Source organism: Sphingobium sp. RS1 (genome assembly GCF_056156825.1).
On record NZ_JBLZXE010000002.1, the window covers coordinates 2083651 to 2108740 of the forward strand.

Sequence of the window (25090 nt, forward strand, 5' to 3'; positions counted from 1 at the left end):
ACCGCGTGGCCCGTCGGCCGCACTAGTGGCATCGAAAAAAGAGTCAAGCCGAATATCGAAATGCGATGAGCCGCAGGAGGCGGTTAACTTTCGTAAAGATTCGCGATGGTAAACATCCGATTCATGGAAGAGCGGGTGACAGAAACGGGATTTCTGCGCGGCGCGGCCCTCGCCGCCGCCTGCGCGATCATGCTGAGCGCCTGTAGCGGCGATCTGGTCCCGCGCGGCCGTGTGGCGACCGCGCCAAAGGCCCCACCGCCCGTCCGCGCGCCGGCCCGCCCGGCGCTGGAAACGCGGCAATGTTTCGCAAAGCTGACATCGCAGGCCGTCGCCTTCACCCCGCTGCCTGACCAGAATTTCGGCGGCGGATGCAGCGCGTTGAACAGCGTCAAACTGACCGATATCGGCGTGCCAACAACCAATCTGGGCGCGATGACCTGCAACCTCGCCGCCAATTTCGCGGCCTGGGCCAGATATGGCGTCCAGCCCGCCGCGCGCGTCATCTTCGGCGCGGAGATCGAGAAGATCGAGACGTTCGGCACCTATAATTGCCGACCGATCGCGGGCAGCGGCAAGCTGTCCGAACATGCCCACAGCAATGCGATCGATGTGTCCGCCTTCGTCCTGTCCGATGGCCGGCGAATCAGCATCCAGAAGGATTGGGACGGCGACCGGCAGACCCGCCAATTCTTGAAAATCGTCCATGCCAGCGCCTGCAAGCGGTTCAACACAGTGCTGAGCCCGGATTACAACGCCGCACATCACGACCATTTCCATTTCGACATGGGCGGCCGCGGCGGCTTTTGCCGGTAACGGAATTAGAAACGTGGGGGGTTTTGCCGCTAAATCGGCGGGGGCGACTTTTGCCGCCAATCGGGAAAAGCTGTCCTACATTGCCCGATTTTGCGATGAATGGACAAACGCCGCCGGATGGCGCCACGAGGCTTGCCACTTTCCGATAGGATCAGCAGCACGTAACGAAATGTCCAAATATGCGGGAAATGTGCGAAGTTAAGCCGGGATGATCCTGTCGCCGCATTTGCGCGGATGCAGACTTGGATTTGTCACTGCCCGACACTAAGTTGGTGCAAATGACGAAAAAAGAAATCGAAGAACGCAAATTCCGCCCGGCCCGCGAAGAGGCCCATGACGCCAAGAAGCAGCTTGGCACACCCCAGACGCAAAGCGCCGCCTACAAGCTCGCCTTCCAGGATACCGACTTCCTGCTGCGCGAGGATCTGCGCCCGGTGCGGTTCCAGCTGGAATTGCTCAAACCCCAATTGCTGATGGACGAGGCGAAGATCGAATCCACCTTCGTCTTCTACGGATCGGCGCGCATTCCCGAACCTGAGCAGGTGCAGGCCCGGATCGATGCCGCGACCACGCCCGAACAGAAGCGCATCGCCGAAAATCTGGGCGCCAAGGCTCGTTATTATGAAGAAGCGCGCAAGCTGGCGCGGATCGCAGCGCAATATCCGGTGAACGCGGCGGGTTGCCGCCACTTCGTCGTCTGTTCGGGCGGCGGCCCATCGATCATGGAGGCCGCCAATCGCGGCGCGCAGGATGTCGGCCAGACGACCATCGGCATGAACATCGTCCTGCCGCATGAGCAGGCGCCCAACCCCTATGTCACGCCGGAACTCAGTTTCCAGTTCCACTATTTCGCGCTGCGCAAGATGCACTTCCTGCTGCGTGCCCGTGCCCTTGCCGTCTTCCCCGGCGGCTTCGGCACGTTCGACGAGATGTTCGAACTGCTGACGCTCATTCAGACCGGCAAGATGAAGCCGATCCCGATCCTGCTGTTCGGCAAGGATTTCTGGACCCGCGTGGTCGATTTCGAGGCGCTGGCGGATGAAGGCGTGATTTCGCATAGCGACCTCAACCTGCTGACCTGGGTCGAAAGCGCAGAGGACGCATGGGCCGCGGTGCAGACCTTCTATCAGGATAGCGAAGCCCCTGGCTGCTGAATCATCGGCGAAAGCTCCGTTCGTTTCGAGCCCTTCGAAACGAACGGATGTTGCGCAAAAGCGCCTCCGCGCTTGCCCTGCCCGCCCGGTGGGACTAGGGCGCGGCCATGCGCGCCGACCTCGACCATGTCGACACATGGATCTTCGATCTGGACAATACGCTCTATCCGGCGAAGGCGGACCTGTTCGCGCTGATCGACGTGAAGATGGGCGAATATATCCAGGGCTTGCTGGGCTGCGATCCGGTCATCGCGAAACAGACGCAGAAGCGCTATTTTCTGGAGCATGGCACGACGCTGTCGGGGCTGATGCATCATCATGGCATCGAACCGCGCACCTTCCTTGATTATGTCCACGACATCTCGATGGACCGGCTGGAGGTCGACCCGGCGCTCAATGCCCATATCGCCGCCCTGCCCGGCCGCCGCCTGATCTTCACCAATGGCGACGCTGCCTATGCCGGCCGCGTACTCGATCGCCTCGGCCTGGCTGGCGCGTTCGAACTGATCCACGACATCCATGCCTGCCAATATATTCCGAAGCCCGATCCCTCGGGCTATGCGGAATTGTGCCGTGTGCACAGCGTCGATCCCACCCGCGCCGCCTTCTTCGAGGATATGGCGCGCAACTTGTCGCCCGCCAAGGCGATCGGCATGACGACGATCTGGGTCAATAACGGCTCCGAAGCGGGCGACCACGGCCATCATCCCGATTTCATCGATTACGAAACCGACCATCTGACGCCATTTCTGGCCGATATTCTGGGGACAAAAGCATGAGCCAAGATTTGATCGCCACCATCGACGCCGCGTGGGAAGACCGCGCCAACGTCAACCTTCAGACCCAGGGCGACGTCCGTCAGGCCGTCGACAAGGCGCTCGCCCTGCTCGACAGCGGCGCACTGCGCGTGGCCGAGCCGACGGCGGATGGCTGGCAGGTCAACCAGTGGGCGAAGAAGGCGGTGCTCCTGTCCTTCCGCCTGAACGACAATGTGATGATCGACAATGGCCCCGGCGCCGGCCACTGGTTCGACAAGGTGCCGAGCAAGTTCGCCGGCTGGGACGAGGCCGCCTTCCGCGCCGCCGGTTTCCGCGCCGTGCCGGGCAGCTTCGCCCGCGCCGGCGCGCATATCGCGAAGAACGTCATCCTGATGCCCAGCTTCGTCAATATCGGCGCCTTCGTCGATGAAGGCACGATGGTCGACGCCTGGGCAACGGTCGGCAGCTGCGCCCAGATCGGCAAGAATGTCCACCTGTCGGGCGGCGTCGGCATCGGCGGCGTGCTGGAACCGTTGCAGGCCGATCCGGTCATCATCGAGGATGACTGTTTCATCGGCGCCCGCTCCGAAGTCGTCGAAGGCGTACGCATCGGCAAGGGTTCGGTCCTGTCGATGGGCGTGTTCATCGGCCAGTCGACCAAGATCATCGACCGCGCCACTGGCGAAGTTTTCATGGGCGAAGTCCCGCCCTATTCGGTCATCGTCCCCGGCAGCCTGCCCGGCAAGCCCCTGCCCGACGGCACGCCCGGCCCCAGCCTCTATTGCGCCGTGATCGTCAAGCGCGTGGACGCCCAGACGCGCTCCAAGACCGGCATCAACGAACTGTTGCGCGACTGATCCCTCATCGGCCGGGCGGCGCAATTGTTGCGCTGCCCGGCGCTTGCGTCGCGCCTTTGTTACAGGCGACGCTACGGCTGACGCACTCTGAAATTCCCTCGCGATAATAGCGTGGCATTGCTCCGTTCGGGTCTGCTCGAACGGAGATTATCATGGGACGCGACTGGTTCGACCGGAGCGACGCCGCGACGCTGGCCCCGCCGCAGCGGCTGTGCTTCTTCTTCAATGCCCAGATCCATCAGCTTTTCCACGCCCTGCCGATCGCCATCGCCCTGTCGCGCGATCCCGGCTTTGCCGTGGACGTCATGGCCGCGACCGACGATCATCTGGCGCTGGCGCGCGACATCGCGTCGGCGCAGGGTGCCGGGCCGATCCGTTTCCTGCGCTGCGGCGGTCGCTGGCTGGACGCGCTGGCGGGACTGACCGGCGCCACCATCCCGCCCAAGATCGCCAGCCTGATCGCCGCCCGGCGTCACCTCGCCGGTTATGACGCGATCGTCGTGCCCGAACGCACATCGCTGCTGCTCAAGCGGCTCGGCCTGTCGCACACCCGCTTCATTCACACCTGCCATGGCGCCGGCGACCGGGCGGTCGGCTATGACCGGCGCATCGCCCAGTTCGATTTCGTGCTGCTGGCGGGCGAGAAGCAGCGGCGGCGGATGCTGGACGAAGGGCTGATCCGCGAAGGCCATTATGCGATCAGCGGCTACAACAAGTTCGACCTGACCCGTCCGCATGGCGACCGAAACCGACTATTTGCGCAGGATCGGCCGGTCATCCTCTACAACCCGCATTTCTCGCCCAAACTGTCCTCATGGCCGACCATGGGGGAAGAGGTGATCCGCCAGTTCGCACAGGACGACCGGTTCAACCTGATCGTCGCGCCTCATATCCGGCTGTTCGACAATCGTCGGAAAAGGGCGGCGATGGAAGATCGGCTGGCCGATCTTGCCAGCCTGCCCCATATCCATGTCGACCTGGGCAGCCGGGCCAGCGTCGACATGCGCTATGTCCATATGGCCTCGCTCTATCTGGGTGACGTGTCGAGCCAGATCTACGAATATCTCGCCCGTCCCCGCCCCTGCCTGTTCCTGAACGGTCATCGCGCCGACTGGCAGGAGGATCGCAGCTATGGTCACTGGCATTATGGCCCGGTGCTGGAGCACGCGCAGGGCATAGCCGATGCCGCGGCGGCAGCAATTGCGGACCATGCCGCCTATGCCGACGCACAGCAGCAGGGCGTCACACGCACCTTCGGCACATTGGATGCCGGCGCTGGCGCTCGCGCGGCCCGTGCCCTGTCCCACTATCTCCAACGCAGCCAGACCGCTGCCCGCCCGTCCCCTGACGGCCTCCCTCGACTGGACCTTGCCGCCCATGCCTGACATGTTTCCATCCATATGGCTCGTTGCCCGCGTATTTGCACCCGATGAAGGCGGGGTGCAGACCTATGCTCGCGAAGTCGCCAGCGCCTATGCGGCGCAGGGTCGCCGCGTCACCATCTTCGCCAAAAGCTCGGCCGGCCCGCGCCGCGAGCAGCTGGATGGGATGGAGTTGATCGATGTCGGCGCGGCGTCAATGATGGCGGTCTATTGGCGCCTGTTCCGCGCGATGCTGGCCGCCTGGGTCAGCGGCAATCGCCCGGCGCTGATCCACGCCTGCACCTGGCGCGCGGCGCTGCCCGCCCTGCTCTTTCCCCGGCCGCTGGTCGTCACCATCCATGGCCGCGAAGTGGGCCGTCCGCGCGGACTGGCGCTGATGCTGCTGCGCCTGACGCTGAAGCGGGCACGGCGGATCGTCGCGGTCAGCGACGTCACCCGCAGCCTTTTGCTCGCGCGCCTGCCGCATCTGGCCGCGCGCACCGTCACCGCCTGGAACGGGGTGGTCACGCCCGCGCCTCGCCAGCCGACCCGCTTTGCCCAGGGCGATGGCCCGGCTCAGTTGCTGACCGTCTGCCGGCTGGTCGCGCGCAAGAATGTCGCGGCGGCCGTGCTTGCCGTCGCAGGCTGCGTACAGGCGGGCGCGCATCTGCGCCATGTCATCATCGGCCGTGGCGTCGATTCGGTGCGGGTGCGCGAGACGATCCGCCATTGCGGCCTCGACACCAGCGTGACCATGGCCGGCTATGTCCCCGCCGGGGAACTGGCCGCCGCCTATGCCGGCGCCGACATCTTCCTCCACCCGCAGATCGCGCTGGAAGATGGTGCGGAAGTGGAAGGCTTCGGCCTGTCCATCGCCGACGCCATGGCGCAGGGGCTGGTCTGTATCGTCGGGCAGGATGGCGGCCCGGCCGAATTTGTGAAGGACGGCGTCACCGGTTTCGTCGTCGATGGCCGGTCGATCGACGCGATCCGCACCGCCGTCGACCTGCTGGCGTCCGACCCGGCGCTGTGCCGCCGCATCGGCGAACGGGCGCGCGTCTGGGCCAGCGAAAATCTGTCCTGGGACCGGCATTGCCGCCTGTGCCTGGGCGAACTGCCTGCCACGCCGGCTGACCGGGCTGCCCCGCTGGCCGAGGCCGCCTGATGGGACCGATCGTCCATATCGGCTATCACAAGACCGGCACGACCTGGTTTCAGGATCGCTTCTATCCGGTGGTGCGCAACCGCCGCTACATCCCCCGCGCCACCGTCCGCGCCGCCTTCCTCGCGCCGGGGGCGCTGCATTTCGATCCGGTGGAGGCACGGACGCATCTGGGCGAGGCCCCCGAACAGGCGATATTGTGCGAGGAAAATCTCACCGGCGGCCTGCATAATGGTGGCCTCGCCGGCAATCTGTCCAAGGATGTCGCCGACCGTATCCTACGCACCCTGCCCCATGCGCAGATCGTTATCTTCGTGCGCGACCCGCTGTCTGCGATCGTGTCCGCCTGGCTGCAATATGTGAAGGGCGGGGGCACCTTCGGCCTGCGCCGCTATCTGTTCGGCCGCGACCGCCTCAGCCCGGTGGCGCCGGAACGGGATGAGCCTCCGGGCTTCAGGCTCGACCATTTCGACTATGTCCGGCTGATAACCCATTATGACGCACTGTTCGGGCCGGACCGGGTCCATGTCTTCCGCTATGAGGATTTTCGTGCCGATCCGCGCGGCTTTGCCGCTGCCTATGCGGCACGCTTCGGGCTGGACGTAGATCTGGCCCAAATCAACTGGGGCACGCGCAATCCCTCGCTCAGCCTGCCCTTGCTGTCGCTGGCGCGGGCGATGAACCTCTTCACCCGCCGCGCCGTGGCTGACAAAAGCTGGCTGGTCCATATTCCCGGCTGGTACGGCCTCAGCCGTACCCTGCTGCGCCGGGCCAACGGATCGGGCCGGTTCGGCCGCCCGCTCGGCACCCGCGACCTGCTCGACGATGCGCTGGCCGCCCGGCTGCGCGCCCATTTCGCTCCCGGTGAGCGACTGCTGGCGGCGCGGCTACAATGGCAGGCGCGCAATGATGCCAACAACAGGGATGGGGACGGGACGGTTCTGCGCTGGCGGCAGCGTCCTTGCGCATATGACGGTCATGCTCAGTCACCTGCTCATCGTTGACGATGACGCCACCCATATCGGCCAGCTGGCCGACAATTTCGCCCGCTACGGACTGCATGTCACCGGCGCCGACACCCCGCTCCAGATGCGCGAGCGGCTGGCGGAAGAAGATTATGCGCTGGTCGTGTTCGATCCTGCCATCGCGCCGGATCAGGGCGCCGCATTGCTGCGTGAACTGGCGATAGAGCGGCGCCTGCCGGTGATCGTCCACAGCGCCGCCTGTAGCGAAGCGGACCGGATCGCCGCGCTGGAACTGGGCGCGGAAGACTGCCTGTGCAAGCCAGCCAACCCGCGCGAGCTGCTCGCCCGCATCCGGGCGGCCCTGCGCGGCCGCGCCGGGTCGGCCCAGCGGGCGGATGCTCCGGTGGCCCGCAGCTTCGCCTCGTTTGAAGGCTGGCGCGTGGACATGACCACCGGCCAGCTGTTCGATCCGGTCGGCATGCCGGTCGCCCTGTCCGACGGCGAATTCCAGTTGCTGCGCGTCTTCATCGAACATCCGCGGCAGGTGCTCGATCGCAGCCGCCTGCTCGACCGCGTCTATGGCGCGACCGCCGACCATTATGACCGGTCGATCGACGTCCAGCTATGCCGGTTGCGGCGCAAATTGTCGGCCTGCGGCCTCAAGGGCCCGGTCATCCGCACGATCCGCAACGAAGGCTATATGTTCGTCCACAGCGTGACGCACTGACCCGTCATTCCAGCGCCAGCAGGGCGAAGGTGGCGAGCCAGTGCTCGCCCATATAGTCCCCCGCGACATGGGGCAGGCTGGCGTGGATATGCACGCGCGCGGCCTGCACCGCCACATCGGCGACCGGGTCGCCCGACCCGAGCGCGGCGGCGATCCCGCGCCAGCACCAGGCCCGACTGAGGTTCAGGCCGTCCAGATGCGCGATCTTGCCGTCGCTGCGATCGGACACTGTTGCGGGCGTGAACAGCGTCGTCGGCTCGCCCGCTGCCAGATGCGGCAGGAAGGCGTGGAACCAGTCGGCAAAGGCAGCGCGGTCCAGCAGCCGGCTCATCAGCAACGCCTCGCACAGGGCGGGCGAGAGAAATTCGTCGCCGCCCGGCTCCCACGCCTGACAGGCGCGGTCATGCCCGAACCAGCCCAGCGCCTTGTCCCGGATCAGCGCCACCAGCGTGGAATCGCGAGTCTCCGCCCAGCCCAAAGTCAGGATCAGCGCGAAGGCGATGTTGAAATGGGTACCGACCCGCAGCGGATAGGTCAATTTGGGCAGAAAGGCGTGGAAGCGCGCGGCGAAGGCATCAGCCAGCGGCGTGAAGGCATCGGACCAGGATGCGTCATGCATCGCCAGTTCCTGATGCAGCGCCAGTGCCCAGGCCCAGCCATAGGGCCGTTCGAACCCGGCGCTCAGCGGCCGATGCAGATAGGCCAGTTCGCCCGCCACCTTGTCCGGCACCAGCATCGCGTCACCGCGGGCGCGGATCGCATCGGCCTGCGCCAGCGCCGGGAAAAGGCGCTTCAAGCGCATCACCTGCCACCAGCCATGGACGCAACTATGCCAGTCGAAACTGCCATGGAAGATCGGGTGATGCTCCTGCGGCGGCCGCGCATCCTCCGGCCCGCCCATCACCAGATCCATCTTGTAGGGATATTGCCGCCCCAGATGCGACAGGGTCAGCGCGGCGAAATTTTCGCCGATATCTTGCGTCAGAAGCGTCATCGAAATGCCAGCCAGTAGATAAGAGCCATGTTGACGATCAGCAGCGGCAGCGCCGTGCCGACCTGCCGCTTGATGACGCCATGCTTGTCCTTGAGTTCAAGCAGGGCGGCGGGGACGAGATTGAAATTGGCGGCCATGGGGGTCATCAGCGTCCCGCAAAAGCCCGCCAGCATGCCGATGGCGCACACCACCGCCGGATCGCCATGATAGGTGCGGATGAGCAGGGGCACGCCAATCGCCGCCGTCATCACCGGGAAAGCGGCAAAGGCATTGCCCATGATCATGGTGAAGAGCGCCATGCCAAGGGCATAGGCGATGACGGCGCCGAGCAGGCTGCCCTGCGGGATCGCCTGTTGAACGATGCCGCCCACCACATCGCCCACGCCCGCCAGCGCGAAGACCGCGCCCAGGCTGGCCAGCATCTGCGGCAAAATCGCGGCCCAGCCGATGCAATCCATCAGCCGCCGCCCCTGCTGCAAGGGCACCAGCGCCCCGGCGCGCAGCCAGACACAGCCCGCCGTCATCGCAATCAGCACGCCCAGCGCCAGCGCGATCAGCGTTGCCTGCTTCGCATCGAACCAATCCGGCGCAGCCTTGAACAGGAAAGTGCCGGCCAGCGCCGTGACCGGAATGATGAGCGCGATGGCAAACAGGCGATTGCCGAAGCGGTCGGCACGCGCCTGCCGCAAAGCCGGCGCAACGACGCCATCGCCGCGGCCAAGGCCCAGCGCGCCCAAGGCGATCAGGCCCAGCACCAGCACGCCATTGCCAAGATCGCCCAGCCTGTCGCCCGCCCACATCGACGTCGCCAGCAAGGCCCAGAAGGCAGCGGTGGTCCAGCGGCGGGGATTGTCCCGGTCGCGCACGCCCAGCAGGGCAAAGGCTGCAAACACCGCGCCGGCCAGCGCATAGACCCAGTGCAGCGTAATCATGGCTGCACCTCCCCCCGGTTGCGCGCCAGTCTGCGGTCGAGCCGCCACAGGCGAAAACCATGGATCAGCAATGCCGCGATCGCGGTCGGGATCGCCCAGACCGACAGCTGCAACGGCTCCAGATTGATGCCATATTGTTCCAGCAGCCCCTTGATGAGCAGGATCGAGCCGATGGCGAGGAAGATATCCTCCCCGAAGAAGAGCCCGATATTGTCGGTTGCCGCCGCCCAGGCCTTGATCTCCTCCCGCTCCGCCTCTTCAAGATCTCCCGCCTGGCGCTCGGCCGCCGCCTCGGCGATCGGTGCGACCAGCGGCCGGACGGTCTGGGGATGGCCGGCGACGGAGGTCAGGCCCACGGCAGCCAGCGCCTGCCGCAGAATCAGATAGAAGGTCAGAAAGCGCCCGACGGTCGCGCCGCGCATCCTCGCTATCAGGCCCCGCGCCCGCTCCTGCAAGCCGTTCGCTTCCAGCAGGCCGACGACCGGCAGCACGATCCAGATGATGCTGACATAGCGGGCGTCGTTGAATGCCTTGCCGAAGGCGGCAAGAATCGCCAGCGGGTCCAGCCCCGCCGCAAGGCCTGTGACGATCGCCGAGGCAAGGATCACCAGCAGGGGGTGAAAGCGCAGCAGAAACCCCGCCACGATGATGGCGATGCCCAGCAGGACCATCAGTTGCGCGCCCGTTTCATTTCAAAGCCCCGCTTCGATGGCGATGCGTATGGCATCGGCCGCGGTGCGCACGCCCAGTGCCCGCAGCATCGCCGCACGGTGCATCTTCACCGTCCGTTCGGTCAGGCCCAGGTCGAAGGCGATCTGCTTGTTGAGCCGCCCCTCGGCCATGCCAACCAGCACGGACCGTTGCCGATCGGTCAGCGTCGCGATCAGCGCTGCGACCGTCTCGCTGCGCGGCGGCCCCACATCCTCGACCGCAACCTGCGATCCCAGGAACCAGTCGAGCGTGCCGTCCTGACCGAAGATCGGTGCGATCATCACCGCATTGCGGAAACCGGTTCCGTCCTTGCGATAGTTGAGCAGTTCCACCAGCACCGGCCGCTGCGCCTTCAACGCGCCACGAATAGTCTCGATCGCGGCACCCTCGGTTTCAGCACCGGACAGGAAGCGGCAATTGCGTCCGATCACCTCGTCTGGCGCATAGCCGGTCAGTGCGACGAAGGCGTCGTTGCACGCCACGATCGGATTGTCGGGCAGACGCGGATTGGTGACGACGGCCGCGACGGCGCTTTCGGCGATCATTTCGGCGGTCGTTGCGGGCAGGGACATGAACGGCAGGCACTCGGATGACAAAAAGGGGAGCGCCGCCGCAGCGACACCCCCCGTCATCGTGCCCAATTCACCCCCCGACCGCAAGGCAAGGGAATGATTTCAAAAGGTCAGCCCGCGAAATTGCCCTGATGGGCGAAGCTTTCGATCGGCTTGCGATCGCTCGGTTCCTCGCGCGCCTGCAAGGCTTCGGGCAGGACCGACTTGTCGCCCTGCCGCCCGATCGCGACCGCCGCCTCGATCCGGAAGCGTTCCGGCACGGCCAGTTCGGCCCGCGCCTTGTCGAAATCCACGCCAGTCATGCCATGGGTGTGATAGCCCAGCCGCGTCGCCTGCAACGCCAGCAGCGCCCAGGCCGCACCAGCGTCGAAGCTATGGCTGTGCGACGGCTTGAAATCGTCCGATCCCGGCGCGGCGATCAGCGTGTCGGACAGGATGAAAACCAGCGCGCCGGCATTCTTCACCCAGCCCTGGTTGAAGGGGAAGAGCAGGTCGACAAAACGCTGCCAGTCGGCATCGTCGCGATGCGCATAGAGAAAGCGCCAGGGCTGATAATTGAAGGCCGACGGCGCCCAGCGTGCCGCATCGAAGATAGTGTCGAGGTCCGCCTGCGGAATCGCCGAGCTATCGAAGGCGCGGGGCGACCAGCGGTCAAGGAACAGGCTGTCGACGGCGCGCGTGGTGGCGCGGGGATTGGTGGCCATGCTATCTCCTGGAAGGGAAGGATGAGGAAAGAAGCGCCAATGTAGGCGTTCATCGCCGCATGCGAAGGGGGGTCAGTTCACCATTTCGCGTGTCGGCAGCGCAGCATCGTCGGAACGGGGCAGAGCGAACAGGGTATCGGCATCCCGGTCGATCAATATGACCCAGGGTTCACGCAGGATCGCCTGCGCGAGACGCGCGCGCCACCGCCCGAACAGGCCATCGGCCCCATCCTGTTCCTGCCCGTCCTGCATAGATTCTCCGCGCCGACTCATGCGGCTTATCTACTGATGCTATAGAGAATCGTCCTGCAAGCAATGCTCGACTGCATGACAGAAAAATTTGGGGCCGATCGTCGCCCGCCTCACCTCATTTCGGCATGCCTGAAAGGCCGCTGGCCTGCCGCAGGGCAGCGCCATCCAGCCGATAGCCGTCCAGGAACACAATATTGACCTGACGCAGCTTCGTAATGTCCTTCGACACGTCGCCATCGACCAGGATGATGTCCGCCTTCTTGCCGGGCGCGATCGATCCGATGCTGTCGGCAAGGCCCGTCATCCGCGCCGGCACGATCGTCGCGGTCTGCAAGGCCTGCGCATTGGTCAGCCCCGCCTGCTGGTAGAGTTCCAGTTCGCGCACCAACTCCAGCCCATAGCCGTCCGTGCCCGCGACGATGCGAACCCCCGCCGCATGCAACCGCCCGACCAGCCCGACCATCTTGTCGAAACTCTTGCGATAATCCGCCCGCGTCAGCCCATCGACCAGCGGATAGCCGCCAATCTTCCAGCCCCGCGCCACCGATGGCGGGGCGATATCGGCAAAAGGCGCATATTCAGGCGAGATGCTGGTGCCGTCCGATGTCATCAGCGGTTCCCACACGGTGAGCGTCGGATCGATGATCGTGCCCCGCTTCGCCAGCTCGGCATAGAAGGCCTTCATCGCCGGCGAATCGAGATCGACATCCTTGCCATATCTGGCCGGCCCCTCCAGCCGCGCGGCGGTATTGGCCTTGTCCACCACATCCTGCGGCATCGCCTGCATCATGATGAAGTTGATATGGGTGATCTCGTCATAGCCTGCGCGCACCGCATCCAGCGGACGCATGCCGGCGGGCACATGGCCATGGACATGCAGGCCCAGCTTATGCGCCTCCGCTGCGGCCGGCGCGATCCAGGCCGGGTCCATGGAGGTGTAGAATTTGGCGCCCCACAGGCCCGCTTCCTTGATCTTGTCGACCGCCGCCACCGCTTCGGCCGCCGAAGATACGGTCAGCGCGCCCTGCGCCGCCAGCGGGTCCTTGCGATCGATGATGACCGATATCTTGCCGTCCGGCGCCAGCAGGTCGCCCGCCGCCCGGCGTTTCTGGATACTCAGCGCCTCGTCGATCATGGAGCCGGGGCTGCGATAATTGGTCATGCCCGTTGCCAGATTCTGCAACAGGTTCCAGTCGTCGCCGACATGCTGGTGCGAATCCCACAGGCCCGGCGACAGCGTCTTGCCACGTCCGTCGATCAGCGTCGCGCCGGCCGGCGCCTTGATCGATCCGCCCACGCCGACGGCGGCGACCTTGCCATCGGCGATCAGCACCGCCCGATCGGGCAGGTAGGTGCCGGCGACCGAATCGAACAGCAGCACATGGTCGATCAGGGTCGGGGTGCGATTGGCGGGGCTGAGGAACTGGTGCGCCACATCCCGCACCATGGCGGCGGTTGCGGCATCCTGAATATCCTTCAGCTTCGGCCCGTTCTTCTCATAGCCCGCCGGCAGCAGGGATATCACCCCGGCATTGCCGAAGAAGCGATTATCCTGGTCCAGCCACATCGCCGACGGCGAAAAGCCATAGCCCCTGATGAAAGCCAGCTTGACCGTCTTTGGCCCCTGCGGCCCCTCAATCTCTACCGGCTGGCCGATGCTGATGCTGGCATGGCCGGTCGGCAGCAGGTCGATGCCCTTGTCGCCGGCGGCCACCAGCGCCTCGATATCCTTCTCCCCCGCCAGCCAAGGGCCGCCATATGTATTATAGCGCTTGCCCGTATAGGGCGCCGCGCCCTCATCGATCACCGTCTTCCACCGGCCGATGCCGTCCGCGCCGACGCTGAACGTCTCCGCCGCGTCCCCCTGATCGGTGAAGCCGCGAATGACGATATGGGTCGGCCGCCCGTCGGCGCCCAGCTTCATTACCTCGTCCGTCTCGGTCACCCAGCCGCGCAGCGACATGGACATGCGATAGGCGACCTGCCCGTCGGCCAGCGTCCAGGACCAGATATCGCCATGATTGCCGGCGGTCGAACTGATGGTAAAGTGGCGCGCATCGGACGGCGCCGTCAGCAATTGTTCCTTGGGTGTCGGCGCCGCCATGGCCATGGACGATATCGCGGCAAGCAGCGAAGCCAGCATCATTCGGCGCATATCTCACTCCCATATTTTATGGGAGCAGACTGACGGGACAGATCGCTCTGCGCAATGGCTTTTCGTTGCAACCGTCGGGGCTGCGGCTGATCGCCCGCCGCAGCCCCGACCGCTCGTCAGTAGCGCGCCCGGATGCTGGCAAAGAGCGTGCGGCCGGCTTCCGGGAAGCCGTCGGTCAGCGTGTAATAGTCATCGAACAGATTGCGGCCGCCCACGCCGATTTCGACATTGTCGGTGATGGCATAATCGACGCGCAGCCCCGCATTCACATAGGCGCCGGTGCGATAATAGCGTTGCGGCTGCGACGCCGGCGTGGCGGTGAACAGAGTCCAGCGGTTCGATGCCAGATCGACACTCGGCACGATATGCAGCTTCTCGACCGGCGCCCAGTCGAGATAGGCGAAGCCCTTGTGCGTGGCCACGCCGGTCGGGCGGAACAGCGGGTTGGCGGCATAGTCCAGCTTTCGCTTGATCCCGGTATAGTTGAACCCGGCATCCAGCCCCGGCAGGATCGTCGCCGACACCGACAGTTCGACGCCATAATATTCGCCCTTGCCGACATTGCGGCTCTGCGACAGGTTGGTCAGCACGCAGCCGGCGACCGGCACCGCCGGCGCCGTGGTCGATGCGGTGCAGGGATAGGCCGGCGTCGGCACGCTGAAGATGGCGTTTCGCACCCAGCTATAGAAGAGCGCACCCTCGACCCGCAGCTTGCCCGCTGCCCAGCTACCACCGATTTCGGCATTGGTGGCGCGCTCCGCCTTCAGGTCGGGATTGGGGATGGCGGTGTTGAACCGCTGGCTGAACCGCTCGAAAATGGTCGGGAAGCGCGCGCGCGACGACAGGCTGGCGTGCAGGTTGACCGCCTCATTGGCCTGCCAGTCGAACCGGCCCTGCACATTCCACGTATCCGCATCGCGGCGCGGATAATTGTAGATCACCGAAGCACCCGTCGTGCCGAGCGGCGCGCCATATTCCTCCGCCTTGATGAGGTTGCGCCAGTCGAAGCTGCCGCCCAGCGTGAAGCGCAGGTCGGGCGTCAGGCGCAGCTCATTTTCCAGCGCGGCGGAGAATGTCTCCTCCGTCTGGGTCTGGCGTGGTTCGGTCGTGCCGACGCCGGCGGTGGAGAAGCTGGTCTGATATTCGACATGCCGGTCATGGCGATAATGGAAGGCCAGCCGCAGCGTATCTGCCTCGCTCGCGTCAAAATCCAGCTGCGCCGATCCGCCCCAGGCGCGATCCTCATAGGGGCTGTCGAACGTATAGGGGCGGGTCTGCGTAGTCATCGTGCGGTCGGTGAAGCTGCGCAGGATCGAATCGAACTGGTTGTAATAGGCACGGGTCTTGAGCGTCGCCCGGTCGCCCAGCGCCGTGGTCGACAGGAAATAGACGCTGGTGATGTTCCATTCCGGCCAGTCCCAATAGCGCGGCGTCGTCACCGTATCGCTGATGTGCAGCGGCGCGCCCTTCGCGCCCTCCTGATAGGTATAGCTCAGCGCATATTCGTCGGTGGCATTGGGGGTGAAGCCGACCTTGGCATTGACGCGCCAGTCGCGGGTGCGAGAAAAGTCGCGCGCGCCGCCATCCTCCAGCGCCGTATTGCGCGGGGTGAAGTCATTGGGCAGATCCCAATGGTCGGTGAAGCTGCGCGCATAGCTGGCCTGCGCATACCAGCGGTCATGGCGCGTCCCGACCATGGTGGAGACATTATAGCCGGCATAATCGGCATCATTGTCGAAATTCACCGTGCCGCGCATGTCGATGTCCAGCGCCTTGGTCGGCTTGGCCGTGACCAGATTGATCGCCCCGCCCATCGCGCCCGGCCCGTCCAGCACCGACGCATAGCCCTTGGCCACCTGCACTTCGGCGATGTCCGTGGTCAGGAAGCGGCCATAGTCCAGCCGGTTGTCGGCGGGCAGGTAGACGCGGATGCCGTCGATCGACAGCGGCACCTGAAACCGGTCGAAGCCGCGCACGAACACCAGCCGCTCGTTACGCGTGCCGCCGCTGTTGCCGGCCGACACGCCGGGCATCAGGTTGATCGCATCGTCCAGCGCAGTGCGGCTGAACGTATAGATGGCGTCCGACGACAGCGTGTTGCCGTCAATCTCGATCCCTTGCGTCCGCGGCGCGGTGACGATGATCTGGCCCAGCGAGAAGCGATCGCTTCCCTCCTCCGGCTCGGTCTGTGCCTGGGCCTGGCCCGCAAGGACACTGCCCGCCAGCAACAAAGCGGTGAAAGCGATACGCATAGATTTTCCCCCTTTATCCGGTCATTCGACTCGATATATCCGGCCGTATATAGCCAAAACCTCCAGAGGGAAGCCCCAGATGCCGTTCCGTGCCCAGCCGCTGCGCCCCATGTCAGCTATTCTTCCCGCCCTCGCCGCGCTGCTCTGCACCGCGCCCGCCGCCGCGCAGATGGATCATGCCCCCGCGCAATGCGCCGCCCCGGCGGACCTGCCCGCAGCCATGGCCTCTTGGCGCAGCCCCATCCCCTTGCAGGCCGGCACCGATCGCAAGGGCGCCGCGCGCGCCGTCCTGACGCCGGGCCAGACGGTGACGCTGGCGCTGCTCCCCACGCCCAAGGTCGCCTATCCGCTACGCCCCGCCAAACCGGGCGGCAGCGTCAGCCATGGCGGCCTGGCCAGCTTCACGGTGAAAGAGGCCGGCACCTGGCGCGTGGCACTGGGATCGGGCGCCTGGGTCGACGTCATCAGTGGCGGTCAGGCGGCGACCTCGATCGCCCATGGCCATGGCCCGGACTGTTCGGGCATCCGCAAGATGGTCGATTATGACCTGAAGCCCGGCCGCTACACGCTGCAAATCGCCGCCAATGGCGAAGAGAGCCTGACCCTGCTGGTGACGCGCCTGCCGTGAAAGCCCTGCTGCCGGCTGCTGCATTGCTGATGCTGGTCGCGGCCGGCAAGCCATGGCACTGGGACTTGCCCGCCGGGGTAGCGCCGCCGCCCGTGCCCGCCGACAACCCGATGAGCGCGGCCAAGGTCGCGCTGGGCCGCCGCCTCTTCTACGACGCGGACCTGTCGGCCAACGGCACCATGGCCTGCGCCGCCTGCCATGAACAGAAGCGCGGCTTTGCCGATGGTAATGCCACGCGGCCGGGCGTGCATGGCGATCCGGGCCGGCGCAACGTGCCGGGGCTGGCCAATGTCGGCTGGCTGTCGCCGCTGACCGCCGCCGATCCCGCCCTCACCCGGCTGGAGGATCAGGCATTGGTGCCGTTGCTGGGCACGCAGCCGGTGGAAATGGGCATGAAAGAATTGGAGGCGGAATTGCCGCGCCGGCTGGGCGCCGACACCTGCTATCGTAAGATGTTCGCCCGCGCCTTCCCGGCGGAAAGGGGGCGGATCGACACCAGCACCGTCACAGCCGCCCTCGCCGCCTTCCAGCGCACGCTGATCGCGCGCGACAGCCCCTATGACCGATATCGCAGGGGCGAAGGCACCATGCCCGCCGCAGCGCAACAGGGCCTGCGCCTGTTCGACCGGCATTGCGCATCCTGCCATGGCGGGCAGGACATCACGGACCTGCGCTATCACGGCTTCGAACCTGTGGAAGCGCGCGACCCCGGCCTGATCGAAAAGACCGGCCGGGCGGAGGATGCCGGCCATTTCCGGACGCCGTCTTTGCGCAATGTCGCGGTGACCGGGCCATGGTGGCATGACGGGTCGGCCCGCACCATGGCCGACGCGATCCGCCGCCATGGCTTGTCACTGCCTGAAGACGCGATGGCTCCGCTCGGCGCGCTTCTCGACCAGATGACGGACGCCCGCTTCCTGACCGATCCCCGCTTCGCCATGCCCGATCGGGCCTGCGGCAAGCGGTTGTAAGCCTCAGCCTTTTCCTTCCTGCCGCAGCGCCTCGGCAAATTGTCCGGCGCGCGCCTGCAACTGTTCCGATCGATCGCGCAATTCGCCAGCCGCACTGTTGACGGCGCGGGCCGTGCGTTCGGACGATCCGATCACCCATTCCAGCTGGCGGATCGCGGCATCCGTATCGGTCATGCGCGCCTTGGTACCCATCACCGCGTCACGGATCTCCCCTGCGACCACCGATTGATGGTCCAATGCCGCGCGCGACGATCCGGTGACACGCGCAATCTCCCCCACCAGATCGCGCACCGCATGGACCCCGGACGTCGCGGTCTGCGCGGTATCCTGCATCATCCGCAATACGGCCGTGATCGACGCCGTCGACTGGCTGGTCAGTTCCGCCATCTGGCGCACCTCATTGGCGACGATGGCAAAGCCCTTGCCGCTTTCCCCGGCCTGCGCCGCCTCGATCCGGGCATTGAGCGCGAGCGTGTTGGTGCGCGCCGCAATCTCCGCGACGGATGACACCACGCCTTCCACCGCGATCGTGTTGGCGCTCAGGTCCGCCAACCGCGCGACCAGATCGTCGATCGTCCGCTCGGCCCGCCGGGTAGAGGCCACCGCCGCGCTGACATTGCCGTCCAGGCTGACGGTCGCCTGGCTCAGCGCCTGATTGCCATCGACCACGATATCGATCGATTCGGTCGAATGTTGCGCCGAACTGACGACGATCGCCGCTGCGTCTCGCCCGGCTTCCGCGCCACGCTCCAGTTCGCCCGACTGCCTGTTCAGCGCCGTCGCAATCTCCAGCATAGGCCGCAGCACGCTATCGAAATCCTGCTCGAACAATGCGAGCGTCGCCAGCGACCGTGCCCGCCCCTCATCCTTGCGCCGCTCCCGCTCCTCGTCGCGCTCCTCGGACAGGCGCACCACCGCCTGTTCCTGCTCGCGCAGTCGCGCCATCAGCGCCTGCGCCTCCCGTTCGGCCTGCATCGACAGGTCGGATGCGCGACGGCTCTGCTCTGCCTGCACCTGCGCTTCCGCCTGCTTTTCCAGCAACAGCTGATTGAGGCGCCGGGCGAGCAGATATTGCGCCAATCCCACCAGCGCGGTGGCGATGACCAGCCCCAGCGCCAGCAGCCAGCCATTTTTCAGCATCGCCGTGCCCGGCCGGCGGGGGTTCCAGCTAATATAGCCGATCACCGCCGGCTCGGCGAACAGGTCCAGTTGCGGCCCGTCAGCACCATCGCCACCTGTTTCCCAGCGCAGATGATCGATCGCCATGGATTGTCCGATATCGTCGAGCAGATGGCCCGCAATGGGCTGCAACCAGATAAGATAACGTTTGGGGTCGCGCCCTTCCACGACCGCTCCATCGGTCTGGCGGATGCGGGCGACGCCCATGAAATAGGGTTGCGATTCAAACAGGATATAGCTGACGATCGGCGTTTCGGTGCGGTCGGCCGCGCGGTACAGGGCCGGCAGATCCGCGCCCCTGAACGCCGTCAGGGCCGGCTTTTTACCCTTGTCCCAATAGCTGTAGAAGGCATGGCTGCCCGCATCGCTGATATAAATGCCCTTCATCGGCATGGTGAAGGATTTCCATACGCCCGGCCCGACATTGTCGTTGGTCCACGCCGGATCGACCGTCCGCACCATATGGGCGTAAAGTTCGTCCCACAGCGCATAGCCTTTCAGCCAGCTGCGGAAATTCTTCGCCCTGGCGTCGATCGCGGACTCCACCGCCTTGCTCGTATAGGCGATTTCGGTGCGATCTTCCTCCCGCGCCTGATGAATACCGAACAGCAGCAACGACCCGATCAACAGCAGCGCCGCCAGCGCGTAGCTGGTCAGTATCTTTGCCGGAAAGGACAGGTTAACCGGACGCCGACCCGAATGAACAAACTTGACGTGCAAAGGGCCAGACTCTCCGAGGTTTGGCCATGCCCTAGCGTAAGATCGTAAATAAGCCTTTAGTGCTGACGCCTCTATGCGATAAGAATAGCAGGGATTTTACTATCCGCGTCCGACAAAGGGCATGTTGGTCGCCATCAATGTCATGAACTGGACATTCGCCTCGGGCGGCAATCCGTCCATATAGGCGACGGCCTCGCCCACCTGCACCACATTCATGACCGGTTCCGGCATGCGTTCGCCATTGGCCTGCGTCACGCCAGCCGACATGCGATCCCCCATGGCGCTGCTGGCATTGCCGATGTCGATCTGGCTGCACGCAATGCCGAACGGCCGGCCGTCCAGCGCCGTCGATTTGGTCAGGCCCGTCACGCCATGTTTGCTGGCAGTATAGGCGATCGACTCCGGGCGCGGGCTATGCGCGGAAATGGAGCCATTGTTGATGATCCGTCCGCCCTGCGGCACCTGCGCCTTCATGACGCGGAACGCTGCCTGAAGGCAGAGGAACGCCCCGGTCAGGTTGGTGTCAATCACCCGGCGCCAGTCGCCTTCCGCCAGCGCGTCGATCGGCACATCGACCACATTGACGCCGGCATTGTTGAACAGCAGGTCGACCCGGCCGCATGCCGCGACAGTGGCATCGAACAGGGCCGTCACGCTCGCCGCATCGGTGACGTCGGTGGGAATGGACAGATGGTTCGGGCCTTCCAGCAGCGCCTGCGTCTCCGCCAGTCCTTCCGCGCGCCGCCCCGCCAGCGCCAGCCGATAACCGCGCCGGTCGAGCGCGATCGCCACCGCCCGGCCGATCCCGCTGCCCGCCCCGGTGATGACCGCGACGCGGCCCGTCACGACAAGGCCGTGGGCAGCGGCGCGCCGGCCAGCAACGCATCCACATTGGCCAGCACCAGATCGGCCATCGCCTTGCGCGTCTCGGCGGTGCCGCTGGCGATATGGGGCGCCAGTGCGGTACGGTCGCTGGCGATGATCCCGGCGGGCACGACCGGCTCGTCGGCGAATACATCCAGCGCCGCGCCCGCGATCGTCCCGCGCTCCAGCGCCGCCGCCAGCGCATCCTCATCCACCACGCTGCCGCGCGCGACATTGACCAGATAGCCTTCCGGCCCCAGCGCTTCCAGCACCGCCCCATCGATCAGTCCGCGCGTTTCCTCGGTCGCGGCGCAGGCCAGCACCAGCACATCGCTGTCCCGCGCCAGTGCATGCAGGTCAGGCTCGAACCGATAGGGCGCATCCTTGGGCATGCGGCCATGATAGGCGATCGGCCCGAACGCCGCCAACCGGTCCGCCGTCGCCCGGCCGATATGGCCCAGCCCGACAATCCCGAACCGCCGCCCCGTCACCTTGCGCTTCAGCGGAAAGCCTTCCTCCAGCCAGCGTCCGTCCCGCACGAAACGATCGGCCGCGGCAAGCCCACGCAGCAGGCCGATGGTCAGCCCCACCGCCAGATCGGCGACATCGTCGGTCAGCACGCCCGGCGTCGTGCTGACGGCCACGCCCCGGCCTTGCGCATAGGGCACATCGACCTTGTCATAGCCCACGCCATTGATGGCGATCAGGCCGAGTGAGGGCAGCGCGTCGATCAGATCATTGGTGCAGCCCAGATGCCCGCCGGTCACGACGATCTTGGCACTCTCCGCCTCCGACGCCAGCCACGCGCCCTGCGCCGCCTCGTCCATCTCGAACCACCGCACCACCGGGCGACGCGCAGTCAGCTGCGCCTCCAGATAATCGGACAGCGGGCAAAGCTGCAACACGACCCCTTGTTCCATGATCCCGCTCCCCTTCTTCAGATAACGGACAGGATGCCGCCATCGACATAGATGGTCTGGCCGTTGACGAAATTGGATGCGGACGACGCGAGGAACACGGCCGCGCCATGCAATTCCTCCAGTCTGCCCCAGCGGCCGGCCGGCGTGCGCTTGCACAGCCAGTCGTCGAACACAGGATCTTCCACCAGAGCCTTGTTCAGCGGCGTATCGAAATAGCCCGGCCCGATCGCGTTGACCTGCAACCCGTGCCGCGCCCAGTCGGCACACATGCCGCGCGTCAGATTCTTCACCGCGCCCTTGCTGGCGGTATAGGGGGCGATGCCGGGGCGGGCCAGTTCACACTGCACGCTGCCGATATTGATGATCTTGCCATGGCCGCGCGCGATCATGTGCGGCGCCACCGCCTTGCTGACATAATAGACGCTGTCCAAATTGGTCGCCATCAGTTCGCGCCAGTCATCGTCGTTAAACGTGTCGAGCGGCGCGCGGCGCTGGATGCCGGCATTATTGACCAGGATGTCGATCGCCCCGACATCCGCCTCGACCGCCGCGATGCCGGCATTGACGGATTTCTGATCGGTGACGTCGAACAGGCTGGTGGCCACCGCGATACCCTCCGCCGCCAGTTGCGCGGCAGCGGCATCCAGCGCGGCCTGGCTACGCCCATTCAGCACCACCCGGGCACCGGCCTGCCCCAGCGCCGTCGCGATCGAAAAGCCGATACCGCGCGCCGCGCCGGTGACGAGCGCCGTGCGCCCTTCAAGAGAGAAAAGGGACATGTGGGAAACCTCCATACTTGCCTCTAAGCGTAGAAAGTGACCGGTCACATTGCAATCCGCATTTTTCAATTTTTTATGGTTCATAACGTTATTGCGGCACGATGTGACAAATGATATCGGTCCCATCAAAGGAGAGTCATATGCTGGCTGCAATATGTCACGGGAAGAAGGATCTGCGGGTGGAATCCCGTGCGGAGCGGGCGCTGGCCGCCGATGAGGTCCGGGTCGGCGTCGCCTATGGCGGCATTTGCGGGTCGGACATGCACTATTATCATCGCGGCGCAGTGGGCGACTTTGCCGTGCGCGAACCGATGGCGCTGGGCCATGAAATCTCCGGCGTGGTGCTGGAGGTCGGATCGGCCGTCAGCCATGTCGCACCGGGCATGAAGGCCGCGCTCGACCCGAGCCGCCCCTGCCTCACCTGCGACTATTGCCGCGCCGGCCGCATGAACCTCTGCACCGACATGGTCTTCCTCGGCAGCGCCGGCCGTTTCCCCCATGTACAGGGGGGCTTTTCTGAAACGCTGATCCTGCGCGGGGACCAGATCATCCCGGTCCCGGCCGATGCAGACCTGCTCGCCTTGTCGGTCGCAGAACCGCTGTCGATCGGCCTCCATGCCGTCAACCGCGCCGGCCCGCTGATGGGCAAGCGCGTCATCGTCACAGGCTCCGGCCCGATCGGCCTGCTGACCGCGCGCTGCGCCCTCCATGCCGGCGCGATCGAGGTGGTCTGCACCGATGTCGAGGATGCCGCGCTCGCCGTCGCGCGCGACCGCATGGGCGCCACCCGCACCATCAACGTCGCGACCGATCCCGACGCGCTGGCCGCCTATGCCAGCCCCGCCGGCCATTTTGACGTCGCGTTCGAAGCCTCCGGCGCGCCCTCCGCCTTGCTCTCGCTCTTCCCCATCGTCCGGCGCGGCGGCCGCATCGTGCAGGTCGGCATGCTGCCCCCCGGCACCGCCCCCATCCCGGTCAACCCGCTGCAATCGCGGGAGATCGAATTCGTCGGCGCCTTCCGCGCCAATGGCGAATTCCGCCTCGCCGTCGACCTGATCGTCAGCGGCGCGATCGACGTCTCGCCGATCCTGTCCGGCACCTTCCCGCTGGAACAGTCGGTGGACGCCTTCGAACAGGCCGGCGACCGTTCGCGCTTCGTCAAACTGCACATCGCCATCAACAAGGATATCCTGTGATCACACGCACCGCCATTTTCGAAGGCATAATCAAGCCGGGTTTAGAGGACCGCTTCCGCGAAGAGGTCCGCACCCGCCTCGCCCCGCTCTGGGGTCAGTTCCCCCATGGCAGCAACGTCCGCCTCTTCTTCGTGGATCAGGTCGATGATGGCGCGCCGCCGATCGCGATGATCCAGCAGGTCGACTATCCCTCGCTTGCCGCGCTGGACGAGGCGCTCGCCTCGCCCATCCGCACCCAGGCCCGCGCCCTGACGCTGGAATTGCTGGAGATGTTCGAAGGGCGTTTCTACCACACGATCAGCGGCGGCAACGTTGTGGCCGAGGCCGCCTGACGCTGATATGCGACAGGGATCGCAGCCATCAGGAAAGCCCCGCTCATGAGCCGTCCCCCCCGCGAAACCGCCGCCGCCCCTGCCGAGCCTAAACCCGGCCGGCGCGCGTCGCAACGCCCGACCATCCGTGACGTATCGCGGCTGGCCGGCGTGTCGCGAATGACGGTATCGCGGGTGCTGAGCGATCCCGAACTCGTTCTGCCAACCACGCGGGACAAGGTGCTGAAGGCCGTCGCCGACCTCGGCTACGTCCCCGACAAGACCGCCGGCAGCCTATCGAGCCGCCGCACCGGCTTCATTGCGCTCATGCTGCCGACACTGACCAACGCCAACTTCGCGGCGGTCGCCCATGGCCTGACGGAAGCGTTGCGGGAGGCCAATTATCATCTGCTGATCGCCTATACCGATTATGACATGGCGGAAGAGGAACGGCAGCTCCTCAACTTGCTCGCTCGCCGGCCCGAAGCGATCGTGCTGACCGGCGCAATGCACCGGCGCAATGCGTCGCGCATGCTGATGGCCGCCGACGTGCCGGTGGTGGAGATTGCCGACCTGCCCAGCCAGCCGATCGAACATGCGATCGGCTTTTCCAACTATCAGGTTGGTCGCACCGCCGCCCGCTATCTGCTCGATCGCGGCTTTACACGGATCGGCGCGCTGGCCGCCTCGCCCGACGGCGAAGTCACCGACCATCGCGGCGAAGAACGTATGCGCGGGTTCGAGGATGAACTGCGCCTCGCCCGCCTGCCCACCGACGCCGTGCTGCGCCATGGCAGTGCGCCTGTCAGCTTCCACCACGGCGCCACCGCATTCCGCGCTTTGGTGGAAGCACAGCCGGATATCGAGGCGATCTTCGCCGTGTCCGACCTGTCCGCCGTCGGCGCGGTGATGGAGGCGCAGCGCATGAACATCCGCATCCCCGAAGATATTTCCATCATGGGTTTCGGCGACTTCGAAATCGGGCGGGAAATCAATCCCCCCCTCACCACCATCCATGTCGACTTCCGCGCGCTGGGGCTTCGCACCGGCAAGATGCTGGTCGACATGCTCGCCAGCGATGCCACCCCGGCCCCGTCAATCGTCGACGTCGGCCTGCGCATCGTGGAGCGGGCCTCCATCAAGGACAGATAAG

The 25090-nt window shown here is 65.5% G+C and carries 25 protein-coding genes; 13 read left to right on the forward strand and 12 right to left on the reverse strand.

The features are described from left to right. Positions 1–123: 123 nt before the first annotated feature. The 8 genes from ACNHGR_RS11875 (at position 124) to ACNHGR_RS11910 (ending at position 7797) form a co-directional block, all read left to right on the forward strand. A complete protein-coding gene (locus ACNHGR_RS11875) occupies positions 124–813 on the forward strand; it encodes an extensin family protein (protein ID WP_184272075.1) in 690 nt (229 codons plus the stop codon). Positions 814–1091: 278 nt separating this feature from the next. Then, entirely contained in the window at positions 1092–1967 is an 876-nt protein-coding gene (locus ACNHGR_RS11880) for an LOG family protein (RefSeq protein ID WP_184267516.1), read from the forward strand. A gap of 107 nt (positions 1968–2074) precedes the next feature. Then, positions 2075–2746 (forward strand): pyrimidine 5'-nucleotidase, encoded by a 672-nt coding sequence (locus tag ACNHGR_RS11885; protein ID WP_475286318.1) that lies wholly within the window; start codon positions 2075–2077, stop codon positions 2744–2746. After that, positions 2743–3582, forward strand: a complete 840-nt coding sequence (gene dapD, locus ACNHGR_RS11890; protein WP_475286320.1) for a 2,3,4,5-tetrahydropyridine-2,6-dicarboxylate N-succinyltransferase — start codon at positions 2743–2745, stop codon at positions 3580–3582. The genes ACNHGR_RS11885 and dapD overlap by 4 nt, the downstream gene beginning before the upstream one ends. A 152-nt stretch (positions 3583–3734) precedes the next feature. Next, positions 3735–4967 carry a glycosyl transferase gene (locus tag ACNHGR_RS11895; protein WP_475286322.1) on the forward strand — a complete coding sequence of 411 codons (1233 nt, stop codon included), beginning with the start codon at positions 3735–3737 and terminating at the stop codon, positions 4965–4967. Further along, entirely contained in the window at positions 4960–6108 is a 1149-nt protein-coding gene (locus ACNHGR_RS11900; RefSeq protein ID WP_475286324.1) for a glycosyltransferase family 4 protein, read from the forward strand. Before ACNHGR_RS11895 ends, ACNHGR_RS11900 begins: the two co-directional genes overlap by 8 nt. Continuing rightward, a complete protein-coding gene (locus ACNHGR_RS11905) occupies positions 6108–7109 on the forward strand; it encodes a sulfotransferase family protein (protein WP_475286326.1) in 1002 nt (333 codons plus the stop codon). The genes ACNHGR_RS11900 and ACNHGR_RS11905 overlap by 1 nt, the downstream gene beginning before the upstream one ends. After that, on the forward strand, positions 7075–7797 hold the full coding sequence (locus ACNHGR_RS11910; protein ID WP_475286328.1) for a response regulator transcription factor: 723 nt from the start codon (positions 7075–7077) through the stop codon (positions 7795–7797). The genes ACNHGR_RS11905 and ACNHGR_RS11910 overlap by 35 nt, the downstream gene beginning before the upstream one ends. 4 nt (positions 7798–7801) lie before the next feature. Here the strand turns inward: ACNHGR_RS11910 and ACNHGR_RS11915 are convergent, their stop codons facing one another. The 8 genes from ACNHGR_RS11915 to ACNHGR_RS11950 all read right to left on the reverse strand — a co-directional run bounded on the left by ACNHGR_RS11915 (position 7802) and on the right by ACNHGR_RS11950 (position 16369). After that, on the reverse strand, positions 7802–8791 hold the full coding sequence (locus ACNHGR_RS11915; RefSeq protein WP_475286330.1) for a DUF2891 domain-containing protein: 990 nt from the start codon (positions 8789–8791) through the stop codon (positions 7802–7804). After that, a complete protein-coding gene (locus tag ACNHGR_RS11920) occupies positions 8788–9723 on the reverse strand; it encodes a DUF979 domain-containing protein (protein WP_475286331.1) in 936 nt (311 codons plus the stop codon). Before ACNHGR_RS11920 ends, ACNHGR_RS11915 begins: the two co-directional genes overlap by 4 nt. Continuing rightward, the gene (locus tag ACNHGR_RS11925; protein WP_475288401.1) at positions 9720–10397 is read right to left on the reverse strand and encodes a DUF969 domain-containing protein; all 678 of its coding nucleotides are present in this window, start codon (positions 10395–10397) and stop codon (positions 9720–9722) included. Before ACNHGR_RS11925 ends, ACNHGR_RS11920 begins: the two co-directional genes overlap by 4 nt. Before the next feature lie 18 nt (positions 10398–10415). Next, positions 10416–11006: a PAS domain-containing protein gene (locus ACNHGR_RS11930; protein WP_475286333.1), complete on the reverse strand. Its 591-nt coding sequence runs from the start codon at positions 11004–11006 to the stop codon at positions 10416–10418. 110 nt (positions 11007–11116) lie between these two features. After that, positions 11117–11710: a nitroreductase family protein gene (locus ACNHGR_RS11935; RefSeq protein WP_475286335.1), complete on the reverse strand. Its 594-nt coding sequence runs from the start codon at positions 11708–11710 to the stop codon at positions 11117–11119. 72 nt (positions 11711–11782) lie between these two features. Beyond that, complete coding sequence (locus ACNHGR_RS11940) at positions 11783–11962, reverse strand: hypothetical protein (protein WP_475286336.1); 180 nt, start codon at positions 11960–11962, stop codon at positions 11783–11785. Positions 11963–12077: 115 nt separating this feature from the next. Beyond that, positions 12078–14117 carry an amidohydrolase family protein gene (locus ACNHGR_RS11945; RefSeq protein WP_475286338.1) on the reverse strand — a complete coding sequence of 680 codons (2040 nt, stop codon included), beginning with the start codon at positions 14115–14117 and terminating at the stop codon, positions 12078–12080. 116 nt (positions 14118–14233) lie between these two features. Then, the gene (locus tag ACNHGR_RS11950) at positions 14234–16369 is read right to left on the reverse strand and encodes a TonB-dependent receptor plug domain-containing protein (RefSeq protein WP_475286340.1); all 2136 of its coding nucleotides are present in this window, start codon (positions 16367–16369) and stop codon (positions 14234–14236) included. Positions 16370–16448: 79 nt separating this feature from the next. Between ACNHGR_RS11950 and ACNHGR_RS11955 the strand changes: the two genes are divergently transcribed. Then, on the forward strand, positions 16449–16997 hold the full coding sequence (locus ACNHGR_RS11955; RefSeq protein WP_475286342.1) for a hypothetical protein: 549 nt from the start codon (positions 16449–16451) through the stop codon (positions 16995–16997). A 29-nt stretch (positions 16998–17026) separates the two neighbouring features. Then, positions 17027–17968 carry a cytochrome-c peroxidase gene (locus ACNHGR_RS11960; protein WP_475288402.1) on the forward strand — a complete coding sequence of 314 codons (942 nt, stop codon included), beginning with the start codon at positions 17027–17029 and terminating at the stop codon, positions 17966–17968. A gap of 3 nt (positions 17969–17971) precedes the next feature. Here ACNHGR_RS11960 and ACNHGR_RS11965 read toward each other — a convergent pair whose 3' ends face one another. From ACNHGR_RS11965 to ACNHGR_RS11980, 4 genes are all read right to left on the reverse strand, one after another. Continuing rightward, on the reverse strand, positions 17972–19867 hold the full coding sequence (locus ACNHGR_RS11965) for a methyl-accepting chemotaxis protein (RefSeq protein WP_475286344.1): 1896 nt from the start codon (positions 19865–19867) through the stop codon (positions 17972–17974). A gap of 99 nt (positions 19868–19966) precedes the next feature. Next, positions 19967–20713 carry an SDR family oxidoreductase gene (locus ACNHGR_RS11970; protein ID WP_475286346.1) on the reverse strand — a complete coding sequence of 249 codons (747 nt, stop codon included), beginning with the start codon at positions 20711–20713 and terminating at the stop codon, positions 19967–19969. Continuing rightward, complete coding sequence (locus ACNHGR_RS11975; protein ID WP_475286348.1) at positions 20710–21651, reverse strand: 2-hydroxyacid dehydrogenase; 942 nt, start codon at positions 21649–21651, stop codon at positions 20710–20712. Before ACNHGR_RS11975 ends, ACNHGR_RS11970 begins: the two co-directional genes overlap by 4 nt. Before the next feature lie 17 nt (positions 21652–21668). Then, positions 21669–22430: an SDR family oxidoreductase gene (locus ACNHGR_RS11980; protein WP_184267549.1), complete on the reverse strand. Its 762-nt coding sequence runs from the start codon at positions 22428–22430 to the stop codon at positions 21669–21671. Between the two features lie 140 nt (positions 22431–22570). Between ACNHGR_RS11980 and ACNHGR_RS11985 the strand changes: the two genes are divergently transcribed. The 3 genes from ACNHGR_RS11985 to ACNHGR_RS11995 are packed head-to-tail and all read left to right on the forward strand — an operon-like array spanning position 22571 to position 25089. Continuing rightward, entirely contained in the window at positions 22571–23626 is a 1056-nt protein-coding gene (locus ACNHGR_RS11985) for an L-idonate 5-dehydrogenase (protein WP_475286350.1), read from the forward strand. Further along, positions 23623–23958 carry a hypothetical protein gene (locus ACNHGR_RS11990; RefSeq protein ID WP_184267553.1) on the forward strand — a complete coding sequence of 112 codons (336 nt, stop codon included), beginning with the start codon at positions 23623–23625 and terminating at the stop codon, positions 23956–23958. The genes ACNHGR_RS11985 and ACNHGR_RS11990 overlap by 4 nt, the downstream gene beginning before the upstream one ends. 45 nt (positions 23959–24003) lie before the next feature. Further along, positions 24004–25089: a LacI family DNA-binding transcriptional regulator gene (locus tag ACNHGR_RS11995; RefSeq protein WP_475286352.1), complete on the forward strand. Its 1086-nt coding sequence runs from the start codon at positions 24004–24006 to the stop codon at positions 25087–25089. The last annotated feature ends 1 nt before the right edge of the window (position 25090 follow it).